This window comes from Ectothiorhodospira haloalkaliphila ATCC 51935 (assembly GCF_000633935.1).
In the GTDB taxonomy this organism is placed as follows: domain Bacteria; phylum Pseudomonadota; class Gammaproteobacteria; order Ectothiorhodospirales; family Ectothiorhodospiraceae; genus Ectothiorhodospira; species Ectothiorhodospira haloalkaliphila.
This window is the reverse complement of record NZ_KK214996.1, coordinates 393,256-410,476: the sequence shown is the minus strand read 5'-3', so window position 1 is coordinate 410,476 and position 17,221 is coordinate 393,256. Positions and strand designations below refer to the sequence as shown.

Sequence of the window (17,221 nt, the reverse complement as noted above, 5' to 3'; positions counted from 1 at the left end):
CCATCAGGTAAGGCCAGCTCCTGCTGTTCTTCCAGAGGCTGTTCATCCAGGCGGTGTTTGAGGATGGATTCGATGTTCTTGTAGCGGCACGTCCCAAGCGTCAGCGCGCGTTGACAGGCGGCCTCCAAGCGAACATCACCAAACGTCTTCCCCAGGCGGAGGATGCCCAGACAGGAACGGTAGGCTTGCTGGGGGTGCTTTCGGGCACCCAGGGCGGTGCGGATGAGCTTTTCTGTAGCAGGCCCGGTCTTGGCGGCCCACGCGATCAGACGCTTGGGTGTCCACTCACCTGACTGCCGATGGGATTCGGGCATGTGGGCGGCCACGGTGGTGTGCCGCCCCTTCTGATCGGAGCGAGGGTGGCTGGCAATGCGGTTGCCGCGGTAAAAGCACTCGATGGTGTTGTGGGTGATCCGGACCTCGACCTCCTTCTTGATCAGGGCGTGAGGCACCGAGTAGTAGTGCCCCCCGATGTCCACGTGGTAGTCGATATGTACCCGGGCCTTCTTCCATTCGGCATAGACATAACGCTCTGCCGGCAGAGGCTGCAGGGCCGGCTTGTCCAACTGCTCGAAGTGATCGCGCCGACAACCGGGCAACTTCCGGAACGGGCGGTTGTTGAGCTTCTCCAGCAGTTCACGGATGCTGGATTTGAGTTGCCCAAGAGAGAAGTGCTGACGGTGGCGCAGTGCCGCCAGTATCCACCGCTCAACGATCAGCACGCCACCCTCCACCTTGGCCTTGTCCCGGGGTTTTCGGGATCGTGCGGGGACAACGGCCACACCGTATGGGCGGCCATGTCCTGATAGGTCGGGTTGAGATCCGGATCGTAACGATGCGCCTTGGTGACGCCCGATTTCAGGTTGTCCGGCACCACCAGCTCTGGCACACCTCCGAAGAACTCGAAGGCCCGGATGTGGGATCCAATCCAGTCGGGCAGTGTCTGGCTCCAGGTCGGCTCTGCATAGCTGTAATTGGACGCCCCAAGCACTGCCACGAAGATCTGAGCCTCGCGGATCTCCCCGGTATTGCGATCAATGACTGGCACAGTCTGGCCGGCATAGTCCACAAACAGCTTCTCTCCAGCCCGGTGGTCCTGACGCATCACCATGTCCAGCTTGCCCTGCCAGGCCCGATAGTTCTCGCAAAACCAGCTGTACTGATACCCCTCTGGGTGGGCTTCCCGGTACTCCTGCCAGATCAGGAAAAGGGTGACGTGCTTGCCCCTCAACTCCTCTTTGACCCGATGCCAGTCCGGTACGACCCGGGCATGGGCTGGCAGGTCTGGAGGGGGCGGAAATAACAACTGCTCCAGGCGACTTTCGCCCAGGTCCTCTGGCAATGGCCAACTCAAACCCGCCTCGGCAAAACGCCGAAGATACTCCCTCACGGTGGGACGACTGATACCGCAGGCCAATGCAACCTGGCGGTTGCTCAGCCCTCGCTCCCATTTGAGGCGTAGGACTTCTTTGATCTTCCGCATGGATAACCTCTTCGCTGGCATCTGACCTTCCCCGGATGGAAAGGACCAGCCTACCGGTAAGTTATCCCGCGTCTGGACACTTCGATGAGTCGACTCAGCGCCTCTGCCTGGGTGGCAGCCTTGCCGTGGAATCAGTGGCAGCTTTCCCCTGGAATGGGTGGCAGGCTTGCCGTGGAATCAGTGGCAACCTTGCTCCGGAATACGCACATGTCGGTGCCGTCGTTGAGGGCGTCGGTATGAATACGTCCTATACAGCGCATGTAGGGGAGAATACGCAAGCCCCGATTCCCTTGTGGGCAGGTGAGGAACCTGCCCACACAGTTTATAAAAATCCTGATAAAGTCACTATAAGTGAGTCTTTATTGGATAATTTAAACTACCAGGTATTGGCGTGGGTTTATAAAAAGTGTATTTTAGTCACTATGAGTGACCAAAATGAGAGTAAATTAAACCGTCTACTGGCTGGACTCAGCGATACCGGCGTGGTTTCCAGCCGGTGGTTAAGAGCGCAGGGCTATTCCAGCAGCCTGGTGGTCCGCTATGTGGACAGCGGTTGGCTGGTATCACCGGCTCGTGGCGTGTACATGCGCAAAGGCGGCTCCCTGCGGTGGGAAGGCGTGGTGCGGACGCTGCAATGGATGGAGGGTTTGTCACTGCATGTCGGCGGACGCTTTCCCTTGGCCTGGTTGGGACATGAGCACTACCTGCGCTTGGGCGAAGCTGCCGTGATCACCCTCTACGGTCCGGATCGTGTGCCCGGGTGGGTGGGCAAGTTGCCGTTGGTGGAAGGTGTCGAGTACTGCGGCAAGGGGCCTTTTGATCTGCCAGTGCTTCCTCTTACCGATGAGACATCGGATCAGGCGTTGCTGGACCAAGGCCTGGAGCGGCGTGAAGCAGCGCCGAGCGGGATGCTGGTATGTTCGACACCGGAGCGGGCCATGTTGGAATTGTGTGACGAGGCGTCTGATGCCAGTGGAGTCTATGAGGTCGACGCATTGATGCAGGGCATGGCCACCCTGCGTCCACAACGGCTTGAAATGTTGCTGAGCTATTGCCGCAGCATCAAGGTCAAGCGCTTGTTTCTTGCCCTGGCCGAACGCCATGGGCATGCCTGGTTTTCGCATCTATCGCTCGATGGTGTAGACCTCGGACGTGGTAAACGGTCCCTGGTTTCCGGTGGTCATCTGCATCCCCGATATCAGATCACCCTGCCGGGAGACCTCGATGAACAGTTGGGATAAACGCTACAGCGATCGGGTGCAGTTGCTGGTGGATATCCTGCCAGTGCTGGCAAAGGAAACCCGCTTTGCCCTGAAAGGCGGGACGGCCATCAACTTGTTCGAGCACGATCTTCCGAGGCTGTCGGTCGATATCGACCTGACCTGGTTGCCGGTGCAGGATTTCGAGGCGGACGTGGCGGCGATATCGGCGGCATTGGAGCAGTTGGCGGAGACATTGCGTGCCCGCCCTTTGCAGCTACAAGTGCAGACATCGGGTGGCGCAAACACCGGAGGCATCACGCGGTTGATCTGCAGCCGCGGCCGTGCCCGGGTGCAGATCGAAACCACCCCGGTGATGCGCGGCGCGGTACATCCGGTTCGCACCATGGTGGTCCAGCCGGAGGTGGGACAGGCCTTCGGCTTTGCTTCCACACAGGTGCTCGATTTTGCCGATCTCTACGCCGGCAAACTGGCGGCGGCCTTATCCCGCCAACACCCCAGGGATCTGTCCCGTCGGCAACACTGATTAATATCTCACCTGAAGGTTCGGGCCTGTAGAGTAGGTGCAGCTCCTGTCGGCGAATGGTCCTGCGGAAGGGCAGTAGGGGCTTCTCCGATATTGTGGCAGCTCCTCACAAACGCGAACGTGGCACACACCTTGTCCGCAATCCCGGTGCGATGGACATCGGGAAACTCCCGCATCAGGGCTTGCACCCGGGCAACACTTTCCGGCTCACTGAGCGTACGCTTGATCTGATTCTGTGCTCGCATGCCAGGGACCGTAACCGCCCCGGCATGCGTTTGTCCAGCGGGAGATGTGGGTACAGGGCAGCCCTAGACAGGTAGACTGCTTCCAGTTGGTGCGCCGGTGGAAGGCGTGCTGCGCAGAGGTAGAGCCGTCGTGCTGTATGCGCGGCTCTGATATCATACTCTCTGGTTGATCATGGTGTGAAAAAACACCGCTGCCGGAAAAATCGCTGCATCACCCGCGTAAACAAAGAGCTGGTGATTCTGACGGTAAAAGCGACGGTAAAGTCCAAAATCAGCCTTTAATGAAAACTTTACCTTCAATGGGGTAAAGCCTTCGTTGATGATTGAGAGGGAATGACTACCCGCTCATCACACGAAGATCCGGCTGATCTGCTGCATGGCGGTGGGATCTTCGTCCCAGGGTAGGGTGGGGTCTTCCGGGGTGGCGCCCAGGCGGCGCAGGGAGGCCACCTTCATGCGGTCCACCGAGGCCAGCCGGTGGCGGGTGGACTGGTAGCTCTCGATGTTGGCGGCCTGGACGATATCCACGTAGTCGATGGGTTTGTCATCCCCCGGGTCACGCCCCAGGTTGTCGTGCTCTGCGGCCACGTCGATCAGTTCCTGCTCGAAGTTCCAGGCCTTGAGCACCGCCTTGCCCACCGCCATGTGCAGCGAGGCGATGATCAGGCTCAGATGCTTCTCGTTCTCCACGATAACATCCACATTCTTGGCCTTGTTCAGGATAGGGATCACGCCCACGTCGTGGATCAGGCCGGCCAGCAGGGCTTCTTCCTGGTCCAGGTGCCGGTAGCGACGAGCCAGCAGGGTACTGACCACGGCCACTTCCACGCTATGCTCCCAGAGGGTTTCCATGCGCTGACGAATACCCCGGTGACCGGTGCTGAACACATCCCGCATGGCCAGTGACAACAGTACGTTCTTGGTCTTCTCCAGCCCCAGCCGGGTGATGGAAGACTTGATGGTGGCGCAGCGGGTCAGCCCCCGGTAAAGGGGGCTGTTGGCATAGCGGATCAGGCGCGCCGCCATGGCGGTATCCCGGGCCACCACCGAAGTGACGTCGTCAATGGAACTGTCGTCGCGGTTGATCGTGAACAGCGCCTGGATGGATACATCCGGCAGGGTGGGAATCTGGATACCATTTCCCTGGAGATCTGCGCGAAGATCCGCCACGAATTCGTCGACGATCTCTTTGGAATCGAGATTTCTTTTCACGGGGCGTGTGGACGAGTGAGTGAGTGGATGCAGTATGACATATCAGACCGAGACTAAGGAGCGCAGGCATGGATCCCGATGATGCCCACTGGATGCATCAGGCCCTGGAACTGGCACGGCGGGCGGCCGACAACGGCGAGGTGCCAGTGGGGGCCCTGGTGGTTCGTGGCGGCGAATGCCTCGGTCGTGGTGGCAACCAGCCCATCGGCCTGGCCGATCCCACAGCCCATGCGGAGATCCTGGCCCTGCGCGAGGCCGCCCGGCGGGAAGGGAACTATCGCCTGCCCGGTAGCACGCTATATGTCACCCTGGAACCCTGCGGCATGTGCATTGGTGCCATGATCCATGCCCGTGTGGAGCGGGTGGTCTTCGGGGCCCATGACCCCAAGACCGGGGCTGCCGGCAGTGCTGCCGATCTGGTCAACCTGCCCATGCACAATCATCGTTTGCAGGTGACCGGCGGTGTGCTCTCCCAGGCCTGCGGCGACCTGTTGCGGGATTTCTTTCGCTCGCGACGCGGGCGGCGCCTATAGCGCCGGGGGCAGGATCTCCAGAGGTGCAACGCCCCGGCGCGGCGGCAGTGGTGCCGGCTCCCCCGGCGCGTCATCCCGGGTGTCCAGCCAGGTGAGGATGTCGTAGAAGCTGCGCACATTCTGCACGTACTGCACCGGCTCCCAGCCACGGGCATACCCGTAGCGGGTCTGCCGGTACCAATCGGGCTGACTGAGCAGAGGCAGGTGCTCCATCACGTCCATCCAGCGATTCGGGTCCCGCCCCTGGGAGCGGGTGATCCGTCGGGCATCGTGCAGATGTCCCAGGCCCACGTTATAGGCAGCCAGGGCCATCCAGGTGCGATCCGGTTCATGAATGTCATCGGGCAGGCGCCCGCGCAGGCTGGTGAAATACTCCGCGCCCCCGAAGACCGAGTCGCGGGGGTCGGTGCGGTCCTGTATCCCCAGCTGACCGGCGGTGGCACGCGTCAGCATCATCAGACCGCGCACGCCGGTGTAGGAAACTGCCCGTGGGTCCCAGTGGGATTCCTGGTAACTGATGGCGGCCAGCAGCCGCCAGTCCATATCATGGACCTCGGCGGCCTCACGGAAGAGAGGCTCGAAACGCTCCAGTCGATTCCGGATGCGACGCATGAAGGTCAGCACGCCGGCATAATCCAGCATCTCCACGTGCCCGAAATACCGTTCCAGTATCTGCTCCAGGCGCCCATCCTCCGTGATCTGTTCGAAGAAGACCTCGGCCTCCCTGAGCAGTGTGGAGTCCGCGTCGCGCTTGAAGGCCCAGGCCAGTGGCCTGGGTTCCGACAGTTCCAGCGCTACCCTGAGTTCCGGGAAGAAGCGTAATGTGGCCGCCAGTTCCATGGAGTCCACCACCGTGAGCTCAGCCTCGCCCTCCCACACCTGGCGCAGGAGATCTTCCGGAGTGGTGTCCGCCACCTCTTCCCACTCAAGCCACGGGTAGGACTGCTGCAACTGCGCCAGCGTGGTTACGTGACTGCTGCCGGCCACCACCAGGATGGTTCGCCCTTCCAGATCGGCCAGGGATTGGGGGCGATCGGTGCCGCTGCGGTAGATCAACTGTTCTGTCACCTGCATGTAGCTGGGCCCGAAGCGTACCTGGCTCAGGCGCGGGCGGGTGATGGTGATCCCGGCCGCGGCCATGTCGGCGCGCCCGGCGTTCACCATGGGCAGGATGGACTCGAAGCGATCCGGCACCAGGATGCGCAGCTCCACCCCCAGATGCTCGGCAAACGCCGAGGCCAGGTCATATTCGAAGCCGCTGGTGCCGTTGGCCCAGGGTTGATAGGTGGTATTGCCCAGGCGCGTGGCCACCACCAGTTCACCCTTGGCCAGCACACGGTCCAGCTCGGTCACGGGCCGCGCCAGGACAAACAGCAGGGTGAGGGTCACCAGCAGCAGGAAGGCGACAATCTCCATGCGCTGTGCCAGGGTCAATGCGGGGCGTCGGCGTCTCAAGGGCTTAAAAAGACATGGGCGGATGGGCTATAATGCCTGACTTCGCCAAGACCGTCAGGAGAGGTGCCGGAGCGGTCGAACGGGGCGGTCTCGAAAACCGTTGTACGCGCGAGCGTACCGAGGGTTCGAATCCCTCCCTCTCCGCCATAAGTTGTGCCCAAGCCCCTGTCCCAGGGGCTTTTTGCTTTCCATCACCGGAAGTACACGATGACCTCGCCCACTCCCTTTACCTCCCGGGTGACCCGCGTCAGCTGTCGCGCCAGGGCGCGCGCGCCTTCCAGGGTTTCGAAGTTTTCGGGGGAGAGGTGCAATTCCAGGTGGATTCGGCCGTCCAGGTAGTGCAGCACCACGTTGTCCAGCGGTAGCGCCCCGGGGACGGATTGCCACTGCAGGTTCAGCTGTCGCATCAATTCGGATCGGCAGGGCAGGTGGCTGCTGGGGGCGTGTGTCCGGTCATCCTCCGGGTCCACATGCACCAGCACCTCGCGCAATTCGGGACGTGACTGCCGCAGGGTCTTGGCCACGGATTCGCTGATGCGATGGCCCTCGGAGACGCTGATCCTTGGGCCCACCATGATGTGCACATCGGCCAGTAGCGCACTGCCCATACGCCGGGTTCGCAGTTCATGAACGCCATGGATACCGTCCAGGTGCCTGACCGAATCCAGCATCTGTTGTTGTTCTTCCGGCCCCACGCCGGTGTCGATCAACTCGCTCACGCTGTTCCAGATCAGCTTGGCGCCCATCAAGCTGATCAGCAGGGCCACCAGCACGGCGGCCACGGCATCCATGAAGGCAAAACCCGCCAGGGTGGCCCCAATGCCCACCAGCACCACCAGTGACGAGACCACGTCGGAGCGGTGGTGCCAGGCATTGGCATGGAGCAGGCTGGAGTCGATGCGCCGCGCCGCCCGCACGGTGTAATGGTAAAGACCCTCCTTGGAGATGATGGCTAGGGCCGCCAGGGCCAGGGCCGCAGGGGCCGGGCTGAGCAATTCCTCCGGCGACTGCAGGCGCCGGAAGGCATCCAGGGCGATGCCCAGGGCGACACCGATGAGGGCCAGCCCCACAATCACGGTGGCCAGTGTCTCGATGCGGGCATGTCCGTAGGGGTGGTTGTCGTCCGCCGGGGCATTGGCCTTGCGGGCGGCAAACAGTACCATGAAGTCACTGAGCAGGTCCGACAGGGTATGTACGCCATCGGCGATCAATGCCTGAGACTGTGCAAGAAAACCGCCCACCACCTGAGCCGTAGCCAGGGAGGCATTGGTGGCGGCCCCCACGAGGGTCACGCGGCGCGTGGTGCGGTACCTTTCCTCGCTGGGATGGGTATCTGACATGGGGCTCCGTGGGACATCATGGGCCATGGCTGGCGGGAGCCGCTGGCCCGCATCGCCCCGGTGGATCTCCCGGGAAGTGTATCCCCCATGATAACCCGATTATATCGGGCGATGGTATTCCGGGGGATTCTTGGATGCCTTAGAGTGAGGGGATGCGTAAAAGACTCCACCCAAGCGCCGGCAACGTGGTACTGGTTTACGCCCTGATCGCGGGACTATGGATCATCACCTCAGGCTGGCTACTGGATCTGGCCCTTGATGACGGGACAGTGCAGGTTCGTCTGGAGATCGCCAAGGGCCTGCTCTTCGTGCTGGTCACGTCCGTACTGCTGTATGGATTGTTGCGTTCCTGGGCCCATCGCCTTGAGGATAGCGAGCGTCTCATGAACATGGCCGCCGGCCTGGCCCATGTGGGCGGCTGGCAGGTGGACCTGCAAACCGGCGTGGTGCACTGGTCGCGGGAGGTCTGCCGCATCCACGATATGCCCCCTGGCACCCGGGTCAAAGTGGAAGACGGTATCGCGTTCTATGCCCCGGCCTACCGGGACAGGATTCGCCAGGTATTCCGGGCATGCGCCGAGGAAGGCATCCCTTACGACGAGGAGATGCAGATCCTCACCCGCGAGGGCAAGCCCGTCTGGGTGCGCACCATTGGCCGGGCCGTGCGCGACGAGCAGGGGCGGATCACTCGGGTTCAAGGAGCCTTTCAGGACATCAGCGCCCGCAAGCGCGATGAGGCGAAACTGCGCCAATGGGCCACGGTGTTCGAATCCAGTGACGAGGGCATGATCATCACCGATGATCGCGCCCGCATCCTGATGGTGAATGCCTCCTTTACCCGGATCACGGGTTATGGCCCGAAGGAGGCCGTGGGGCGCAATCCCAGCCTACTCAGTTCCGGCCGCCATACCCGGCTCTTCTTTCGTCGCATGTGGGACACCATCAGTCTGACGGGGGGCTGGCGGGGCGAGTTGTGGAATCGTCGCAAGAGCGGTGAGCTCTATCCCCAATGGTCCACCATCAATGCCGTACGCGATGCCGAGGGTCGCCTGACCCATTTCGTTGGCGTCTTTTCCGATATTTCCGACCTCAAGAGCTCTCAGGAGCAGATCGAACGGCTGGCCCACCGGGATGCCCTGACCAACCTGCCCAATCGACTGTTGTTCCGCACCCGCCTGGAGCAGGCCCTTATCCGCGCTCGCTCCCATGCCTCGCAGGTGTCGGTGTTGCTGCTTGATCTGGATGGCTTCAAGCACATCAATGATAGCCTGGGCATCCGCATGGGCGATCAACTGCTCTCCAGCCTGGCCGAACGTTTCACCGCTATTTTGCAGCGTGGCGAGACCCTGGCGCGCATGGGCAGTGATGAATTCGCCATCCTGGTGGAGCAGGGGGCGGATGAGGAAGCCCGGGTGGAGCAGGTGGCCGAGGCGATCATTCAGGCGGTGCAGCTCCCCGTGAAGATACGCAACAACGATGTCTTCATCACTGCCAGCATTGGTATCGCCAGCTTCCCTCAGGACGGCCACGAACAGGATCAACTGCTGCAGCACAGCGATGCGTCCATGCATCATGCCAAGCAGGCGGGCGGTAATACCTATGCCCAATACAGTCGGGATTTCACCGATTACGCTCGGGATCGCGTGCTTCTGGCAGCCGATCTGCGTCAGGCGCTGGAGCGCAACGAGCTGGTATTGCACTATCAGCCCCAGGTGGATCTGATCAGCGGGGAGGTGGTGGGCCTTGAGGCCCTGGTTCGCTGGGAGCACCCGACCCAGGGCATGATTTCGCCGGGTCGCTTCATCCCCATGGCCGAGGATACCGGCCTGATCCTGCCCCTTGGGCGCTGGGTGCTGCGCCAGGCCTGTGTGCAGGCCAGGGCTTGGCGGGAGGCCGGGCTCGATTTTGGCACCGTGGCCGTGAACGTGTCGGGAGTGCAGGTGCAGCGCAGCGATTTCGTGGAGACCGTGGGTGCGGTGTTGCGGGAGACCGGGGTGGACCCGGCGCTGCTGGAACTGGAAATCACGGAAAGCTTCGTGATGGACCGCCGTCAGGGCTCCGAGGAGTTATTGCGCCAGCTCAAGTCCCTGGGCGTCTTCCTGGCAGTGGATGACTTTGGCACCGGCTATTCCTCATTGTCCTACCTCAAGTCACTGCCGTTCGATGCCCTGAAAATCGATCAGAGCTTCATTCGCGGCATTTCCCTGAACCCCCACGATGCAGCCATTGCCAGTGCCATCACCACGTTGGGTGGGCACCTGAACATGGAAGTGCTGGCCGAGGGGGTGGAAACGCGGGAGCAGCAGGAGGCCCTGCTGGCCCTCGGCTGCCACCGGGCGCAGGGGTATCGCTTCAGTCACCCGGTGGCCGCCAAGGACATTCCGGAGATACTGCGCCGTGCAACGCTGATGCCGGACGACGCAAAGATCCCCCATCACTGACGAGCCAGGAACCCGGGGCCGGGAGGGCTTCTGGCGGTCAGTCCGTGATGGCCTTATAGTGGGGGAGTCCATCCACTTCGGCCCAAGCGGTCAGTCCACCATGCCATCCGATCAGACCCCAGACGACACCCACGAGCCCCAGGATGCCCCCCAGGAGGATGCTGGGGAGGTGCTTGAGGGCGCTGGGCCAACGCAGGATTTCGCTGGCCATGTGGTGGGTATTGGTGCCTCTGCCGGAGGGCTCGAGGCTCTGGAGCGTTTGTTCGAGTCCATGCCTGACGGAACGGGCGCGGCCTTTGTGGTGGTTCAGCACCTCTCCCCCGACCACAAGAGCCTGATGGCCAACCTGCTGGCCCGCCATACCAGCATGCCGGTGATCACGGTTCGTGATGCCATGGAACTGGAACCGGAGACCATCTACCTGATCCCGCCCGGCAATCTGATGACCATTGCCGAGGGCCACTTGCGCCTCAGCCCCAAGAACCCCCGGGCCCTGTCCCTGCCCATTGATCTGTTCTTTTCCTCCCTGGCCAAGGAGTTCGGTCACCGCTCCATCGGTGTCATCCTGTCGGGTACCGGGTCTGACGGTACCCGGGGCTCCGTGGCCATCAACGACGCCGGTGGACTGCTGCTGGCCCAGGATCCGGAGAGTGCCAAGTTCGACGGCATGCCACGCAGCATCATCGCCACGGGTCTGGTGGACGAGGTGCTGCCCCCGGACACCCTGGGCGAACGGATCCGCGATCATATCGAGCAAAAGCCCGACACCCAGGTGACGCCGCCTCCCAAGACCGCCTCTGACCTGGATTCGGGTTCGGCCCTGGAGGGAATCTTCCATTTGCTGCACAACCACGGCGGGGTCAACTTCCGGGACTACAAGCCGGCCACGGTGCTGCGCCGGATCGAGCGGCGCATGCAGGTACGCCATGTGCCGGATTTCGAACACTACCTGGAATTGCTGGAGGGGGATTCGGGAGAGGTGTCGGTATTGCGGCGGGAGATCCTCATCCCGGTGACCAATTTCTTCCGCGACCCGGAGGCCTTCGACACCCTGGCCAGCAAGGCGGTGGAGAATATTGTCAGCCAGTCCGGCAACAACCATTCCATCCGTGTGTGGGTGGCGGGTACGTCCACCGGCGAGGAGGCCTATTCCATTGCCATCCTGTTTGCCGAGGCCTTCGAGCGGGCCCACCGCTGGCCGGACCTGAAGATCTTCGCCACCGACGTGGAGCAAAAGAACGTGGATGCCGCCAGCGCTGGCACGTTCTCCGAGGCCATCATGGCAGAGGTGTCACCGGAGCGGCTGGAGCGCTTCTTCATCAAGCGGGGCAGCCACTTCGTGGTCAAGCCGGAACTGCGTCAGACCCTGGTCTTTGCCCGCCATAACCTGGTGGAGGATCCCCCCTTCACGCGCATGGACATGGTGTCCTGCCGCAACGTGCTGATCTACTTCCTGCCCGCCACCCAGGAGCGGGCCCTGCGGCGGTTGCAGTATGCCCTCGCACCAGGCGGTTACATGTTTCTGGGCAGCAGTGAATCCCTGGGCGAACTCAGCCCGGATTTCACGCCGGTCAGCAGCAAGTACAAGCTGTTTCAGATGCTGCGCAGCGCCCCGCTGCCCATGGAGTCACACCATGCCAGCGTCCCGCCGATCAAGAGGGGCACGCATGCGCCCGCTGGGCGCCAAAGCAAGGCGTTTCGCTCCCGGGATGCCTCGGCCATTGAGTCCGCGCAGCAGGTCTTGCTGCAGGAACACGCCCCGCCCAGCATCCTGCTGTCGGAGTCGCTGGAACTCATCCATGTGTTTGGGGAGGCTCAGCAATTCCTGCATTTCCCCTCCGGCAGCATCACCCTGGAGATCTCCAAGCTGCTGCCCTCGGGAATCGTTCCCGTGGCCCAGGCCCTGCTGCGTCGGGCATCCAAGAGCGGCGAGGTGATCCGCTCCGAGGCCAGCACCTTCAAGATGCCCGATGGCAGCACCGAGCGCCTGCGCCTGAATGTGCGCCGTCTGGACGGGGATGAGCGCAGCAGTACCTTCCTGTTGCTGTCCTTCGAATCCCAGGATGCCGTGATCCCGGAGGGGAGCGACAACGAAACCCACTCCCTGGACATGAGCGTGGAGGCTGTGGATCGTATCAACTCCCTGGAGCAGGAACTGGGGGCCACCCGGGAGAGCCTGCAGGCCACCATTGAAGAACTGGAGGCCTCCAACGAGGAACTGCAGGCCACCAACGAAGAAATGATGGCGGCCAACGAAGAGTTGCAAAGCTCCAATGAGGAACTGCAATCGGTGAACGAGGAGCTGTACACCGTCAATGCGGAGAATCAGGAGAAAATCCAGATCCTCAATCGCCTCAACGCGGACATGGACAGCATGGCCAAGGCAGCCTCCATCGCCACCTTGTTCCTGGATGAATCCATGCACATCACCCGTTTCACCCCCGAGGCGCAGCAGATCTTCAAGATCCGTGACGGGGATGTGGGGCGACGCATCGACGACTTTACCCACAACTTGATGTACCCCGGGCTCATGGATGACTTGCGCGAAAGCCTGCGGGAAGGGCGCATGAACGAACATGAGGTGTGTTCGGAATCAGGCAATTACTATCTGGTGCGCATCCTGCCTTACACCCTGCAGGGAGCCGCCTCCCGGGGGGCAGTGATCACCCTGGTGGACATCACCTCGGTACGGGATGTGGTGCGCCTGCAGGCAGTACTGGATTCTCAGACCCATCAGGTGGCGGTGCTGGACAGCAGTGGCATGATCCAGATCGTCAACAAGGCCTGGCGAGAGGCCTCCAGGGCACAGGCGAAGGATCCCATGGTGGCGGCTGGTCCGGGGGATAATTTCCTCGAGTCCTGCTATGCGCGCAGCGCCCAGTCGAGTGAGAAAGAGGAGTACGCCGTGAAGGCAGAGCGGGGCCTGCGCCAGGTGCTCAAGGGAGCTAGCGAGGGGTTTGGCCTGGAGTATCGTTATCCGGGTTCGGATCCTGCCCGCTGGTTCCTGTTGCAGGTGGGCAAGGTGCACCACCCGGAGGGTGGAGCCATCGTCAGCCGTCTGGAGATCACTGACTGGATGGCTGGTCCGAAGTGATGGTTGGGCAGTCCCAGTGGAAAACGAGTTGATTCGGGGGCACGGGGCGGCTGAAGAGAAAGCCCTGGGCCAGGTCGCAGCCTTCCTTGAGTAGGAACTGGACCTGCTCCTTCTGCTCCACCCCCTCGGCCAGGGTTTCCAGGCCCAGGCTGCGCCCCAGGCCGATGATGGCGCGTGTGATGGCCTCGCCATTGGTGTCCAGACCGATGTCCTGGATAAAGGAGCGGTCGATTTTCAGCCGGTCCAGGGGCAGGCGCTTGAGGTAGGACAGGGACGAGTATCCGGTGCCGAAGTCGTCCACCGAGAGCTTGACCCCCATCATCTTGAGTTTCTGTAATACGGACTGCGCCTTCTCCGGTGCCCGCATGATCAGGGATTCGGTCACCTCCAGTTCCAGGCACTCCGCAGGCAGGTTGTATTCCGCCAGGCAGTCGCGCACCGTGCTCACCAGCATGTCCCGCTCCAGTTGTTGCACGGAGAGGTTCACTGCCACGCAACTGACGTCCCGGCCTTCGTCTCGCCAGACCCGCATCTGCCGGCAGGCCTCACGCAGCACCCAGGCGCTGATCTCGCCGATCACCCCCATCTCTTCGGCCAGAGGGATGAAATGTCCGGGTGACACCAGCCCCAGCGTGGGGTGTTCCCAGCGGGCGAGGGCCTCCACCCCAAGCAATGAACCACCCTTCAGCCTAACCTGGGGCTGATAATGCACCCGTAGTTCGTTCCGCGCCGCGGCGCCGCGCAGGGCGGATTCCATCTTCAGTCGATCCATGACGCCTTCCGAAAGGCTCGGGACAAAAAACTCATAGGCGTTACGCCCCTGAGTCTTGGCCTCGTACATGGCCATGTCAGCATTCTTGAGCAGTGCATCGGCGTCCACCCCGTCGTCCGGATAGGTGGCCACGCCGATGCTGGCGGTAATCACCAGTTCATGACCCTCCAGCAACATGGGGGCCTCCAGCACATTCAGTAACTTTTCACACAGGGTGTTGATTTCCTGAACGTTGATCTCATCTTCCAGCAGCAGCACAAACTCATCCCCGCCCAGCCGGCTCAGGGTGTCCGAGGCACGCACGGTGTTCTTCATGCGCTGGGCCACAGTCTGCAGGAGCAGATCCCCCAGGTTGTGGCCCAGGGTGTCGTTGATGGTCTTGAAGCGGTCCAGGTCCAGGAAGAGCAGGGTGAGTGTGGCATTCTTGCGCTCTGCCCGACGCAGGGCATGCTTCAGGCGGTCTCGCAGCAGGGCCCGGTTGGCCAGTCCGGTGAGTGGGTCGTAATGGGCCATGAACTCCAGTTGCTGCTGAGCCTCCTTGATCTGGCCAATGTCGCTGAATACCCCCACATAGTGGATGATTTCGCCATCATCGTTGCGCACGGCGCTGATGGTGAGCCATTCCGGGTAGATCTCGCCGTTCTTGCGTCGATTCCATATCTCGCCACGCCAATGGCCCAGCTGCAGCAGGTTGCGCCACAAACGCTGGTAGAAGCTGGTATCCTGCCTTCCCGAATGCAGCAGGGCCGGTGTCTGGCCCAGGGCGTCCTCTTCCGTGTAGCCGGAGATGCGTGTGAAGGCCGGGTTCACAGCCACGATGCGCCCCTGCATGTCCGTGACCATGATGCCTTCATCGGCAGCCTGAAAGACCCGGTCGGCCAGCCGCAGGCGTTCTTCGGCGCGGTTGCGTTCGGTGATGTCATGCACCACCGAGTGCAGCAGTTCCCGTCCTTCCACCTGAATCCTGCCGCTGTATACCTCCACCTGGCGTCTTTCGCCCGTGGCCAGACGATGCACGAAACGGAAATGCCTATGCCCGCCGCGCTGGACCCGGGCCATTTCTGCCTGAGTTTCCTTGTCTGACAGGGCGTTGATGTCGCTGATGCGGTGGTTACGCATCTCCTCGCGGGTCCAGCCATAGAACTGGCAGGCCCCAGGATTGGCGTCCACGATTTGCCCATCCTCCGGGTCCACCAGGAGCATGATGGAATGAGTGTTCTCGAACAGACTGCGGTACCGGGCCTCGCTCTCGCTCAGGGCTGCCTCCGTGGCACGGCGCTTCTTTTCCAGCTCCAGGTGTTGCAGGGCGTAGGAGAAGTCCTCGGTGATGTCCTGGACCAGCCGGTCTATTTGGGGGGTGAAGCCTGCCTGGGTGTCGGAGAAGAAGCTGGCCACGCCCACCAGACGATGGTCGCGGATCAGCGGGTAATGCCCGAAGGTCTGGATCCGGTTGGCCTGTGCCCACTGGCGCCATTGGGGCGGCGTGTCCGGATCTTCCCGGTTGGCGTAAACGTAAGGCTGCCGGTTGATCAGTTCCCAGGCCTCGTCAAGGGGCATGGTCTCTATCTGTTCGGGCTTGAGGCCCTTGCAGGCACGGGGCTGGGGAGGATTCTCGCCGTTGCGCAGGCTGATGACGCAGGCGGTGAAGCCGCCGTGCTCCACGGCAATGCGCGCCAGGTTGTCCAGCAGGGGTTGTTCGTCTTCAATGCGGACGATGGCCTGATTGACCGCGCTCAGGGTGGCATACAGCAAGCTGACCTGAGCCACCTCCAATTCTGCGCGCTTGCGGTCGGTGATGTCCCGGTTGATGCCCCGGCGCCCCTGATAGCTGCCATCTTCGGCGATGACAGGCTGGCATTCGTGTTCGATCCAGCGGATTTCGCCATCCAGATGGCGCAGCCGGAACTCCATGAGCTCATGGGGCAGCTGATCCCGGCACTCCTGGATGTCTTGCTCATGCTGCTGCCAGCGTTGCCGGTCCTCGGGCTCAAGGAGGCGGGCAAACAGCCCCGGGTCCTCCATGAAGGCCTCGGGAGGATGACCGCTGACGGCCAGACACCCGGGGGAGACATAGCGATACCGCTCTTCGGGGCCATACCAGTAGTCCCACACCGGTGAGTAATCGGCCAGGACGCGGTACCGGGCCTCGCTCTCGCTCAGCTCCTGGTGAGCATGCTGCAGTTCCGCCTCGTGACGCAGGTGCTCGGTGAGATCCACCACGGCGCATACGAATTCATTCTCCCCTCCCTGACGCCCCGGCAGACGGGCTACATGCAATTCGCCGTGAAAGGTATCGCCCTCGGTGCGCACGAAGGTGAAGCCTTCGCAGAAGGCCTTGCCCTGTTCCCCAGCCTGGATGAGGATCCGGCTCAGATCCCCCTCGTTATCATGATGGACCAGCCGGCGCAGAAAGTGGTGCCGCAGATGGGAGTGGCGCAGCCCGAACAGGTGGGCCGCCTGGTGGTTGGACTCCAGGATCAATCCGGTCCGATCCACCACCAGGGCCGCCACGGGGATGCCGGAGAAGAAGGCGGAGTAGCGCCCCATGGAACGCTCGGCCAGCAGCTGGGCCTCACGCAACTCGGCGTTTTGCACCTCCAGTTCGGCCTGGTAGATGCGCAGGTGCTCGGTGACCTCGGCCAGGTCGATATGGCCCTTGTCAAAAAGATCCTGGGAAAGATCAAAGTCGCCGGCGCGCAGGGCCTGCTCGGCCCGGGCGCGAATCGCCGCGTCAATCTTCTTGGTGGGTTTGTTGCGGGACATAGGCGCCGGTTACGGGTTCACCGGTGTTGAGTGTGCTACCGTTAGGCCCTGTGAATACACTGGCAAGGCCACTGTTTTGTGAGCTGGTTCACGTCTTGCTGATCCGCATGATACTTCATTTGTGAAATCCTCGCCCA

9 protein-coding genes, 1 tRNA gene and 1 pseudogene are annotated in these 17,221 nt (G+C 62.1%); 6 read left to right on the top strand and 5 right to left on the bottom strand.

Annotation, left to right across the window (positions count from 1 at the left end; genetic code table 11):
- Positions 1 to 1,504: pseudogene (gene istA / locus ECTHA_RS17015) on the bottom strand (IS21 family transposase); the annotation flags it as partial.
- A gap of 215 nt (positions 1,505 to 1,719) precedes the next feature.
- Here istA and ECTHA_RS0103675 point away from each other — a divergent pair.
- The gene (locus tag ECTHA_RS0103675) at positions 1,720 to 2,724 is read left to right on the top strand and encodes a type IV toxin-antitoxin system AbiEi family antitoxin domain-containing protein (protein ID WP_238984732.1); all 1,005 of its coding nucleotides are present in this window, start codon (positions 1,720 to 1,722) and stop codon (positions 2,722 to 2,724) included.
- The gene (locus ECTHA_RS17010) at positions 2,708 to 3,229 is read left to right on the top strand and encodes a nucleotidyl transferase AbiEii/AbiGii toxin family protein (RefSeq protein ID WP_025281617.1); all 522 of its coding nucleotides are present in this window, start codon (positions 2,708 to 2,710) and stop codon (positions 3,227 to 3,229) included. The genes ECTHA_RS0103675 and ECTHA_RS17010 overlap by 17 nt, the downstream gene beginning before the upstream one ends.
- Positions 3,230 to 3,822: 593 nt before the next feature.
- Here the strand turns inward: ECTHA_RS17010 and ECTHA_RS0103665 are convergent.
- Positions 3,823 to 4,686: an HDOD domain-containing protein gene (locus tag ECTHA_RS0103665; protein WP_025281618.1), complete on the bottom strand. Its 864-nt coding sequence runs from the start codon at positions 4,684 to 4,686 to the stop codon at positions 3,823 to 3,825.
- A gap of 68 nt (positions 4,687 to 4,754) precedes the next feature.
- Between ECTHA_RS0103665 and tadA the strand changes: the two genes are divergently transcribed.
- Entirely contained in the window at positions 4,755 to 5,219 is a 465-nt protein-coding gene (gene tadA / locus ECTHA_RS0103660; protein WP_025281619.1) for a tRNA adenosine(34) deaminase TadA, read from the top strand.
- On the opposite strand, the gene mltF is transcribed toward tadA, so the two are convergent.
- Positions 5,214 to 6,674, bottom strand: coding sequence for a membrane-bound lytic murein transglycosylase MltF (mltF, locus tag ECTHA_RS0103655; protein WP_238984733.1), 1,461 nt, complete (start codon positions 6,672 to 6,674; stop codon positions 5,214 to 5,216). The genes tadA and mltF overlap by 6 nt on opposite strands.
- 57 nt (positions 6,675 to 6,731) lie before the next feature.
- Between mltF and ECTHA_RS0103650 the strand changes: the two genes are divergently transcribed.
- A tRNA-Ser gene (locus ECTHA_RS0103650) sits at positions 6,732 to 6,821 on the top strand.
- Positions 6,822 to 6,865: 44 nt separating this feature from the next.
- Here ECTHA_RS0103650 and ECTHA_RS0103645 read toward each other — a convergent pair.
- Positions 6,866 to 8,014, bottom strand: a complete 1,149-nt coding sequence (locus ECTHA_RS0103645) for a cation diffusion facilitator family transporter (RefSeq protein WP_025281621.1) — start codon at positions 8,012 to 8,014, stop codon at positions 6,866 to 6,868.
- A 152-nt stretch (positions 8,015 to 8,166) separates the two neighbouring features.
- Between ECTHA_RS0103645 and ECTHA_RS17005 the strand changes: the two genes are divergently transcribed.
- A complete protein-coding gene (locus ECTHA_RS17005; protein WP_084306694.1) occupies positions 8,167 to 10,455 on the top strand; it encodes a putative bifunctional diguanylate cyclase/phosphodiesterase in 2,289 nt (762 codons plus the stop codon).
- A gap of 100 nt (positions 10,456 to 10,555) precedes the next feature.
- On the top strand, positions 10,556 to 13,549 hold the full coding sequence (locus tag ECTHA_RS17000; protein ID WP_035369264.1) for a chemotaxis protein CheB: 2,994 nt from the start codon (positions 10,556 to 10,558) through the stop codon (positions 13,547 to 13,549).
- Here the strand turns inward: ECTHA_RS17000 and ECTHA_RS18880 are convergent.
- Positions 13,521 to 17,084, bottom strand: coding sequence for an EAL domain-containing protein (locus ECTHA_RS18880; RefSeq protein WP_025281623.1), 3,564 nt, complete (start codon positions 17,082 to 17,084; stop codon positions 13,521 to 13,523). The two genes, ECTHA_RS17000 and ECTHA_RS18880, sit on opposite strands and share 29 nt — an antisense overlap.
- Positions 17,085 to 17,221 lie beyond the last annotated feature (137 nt).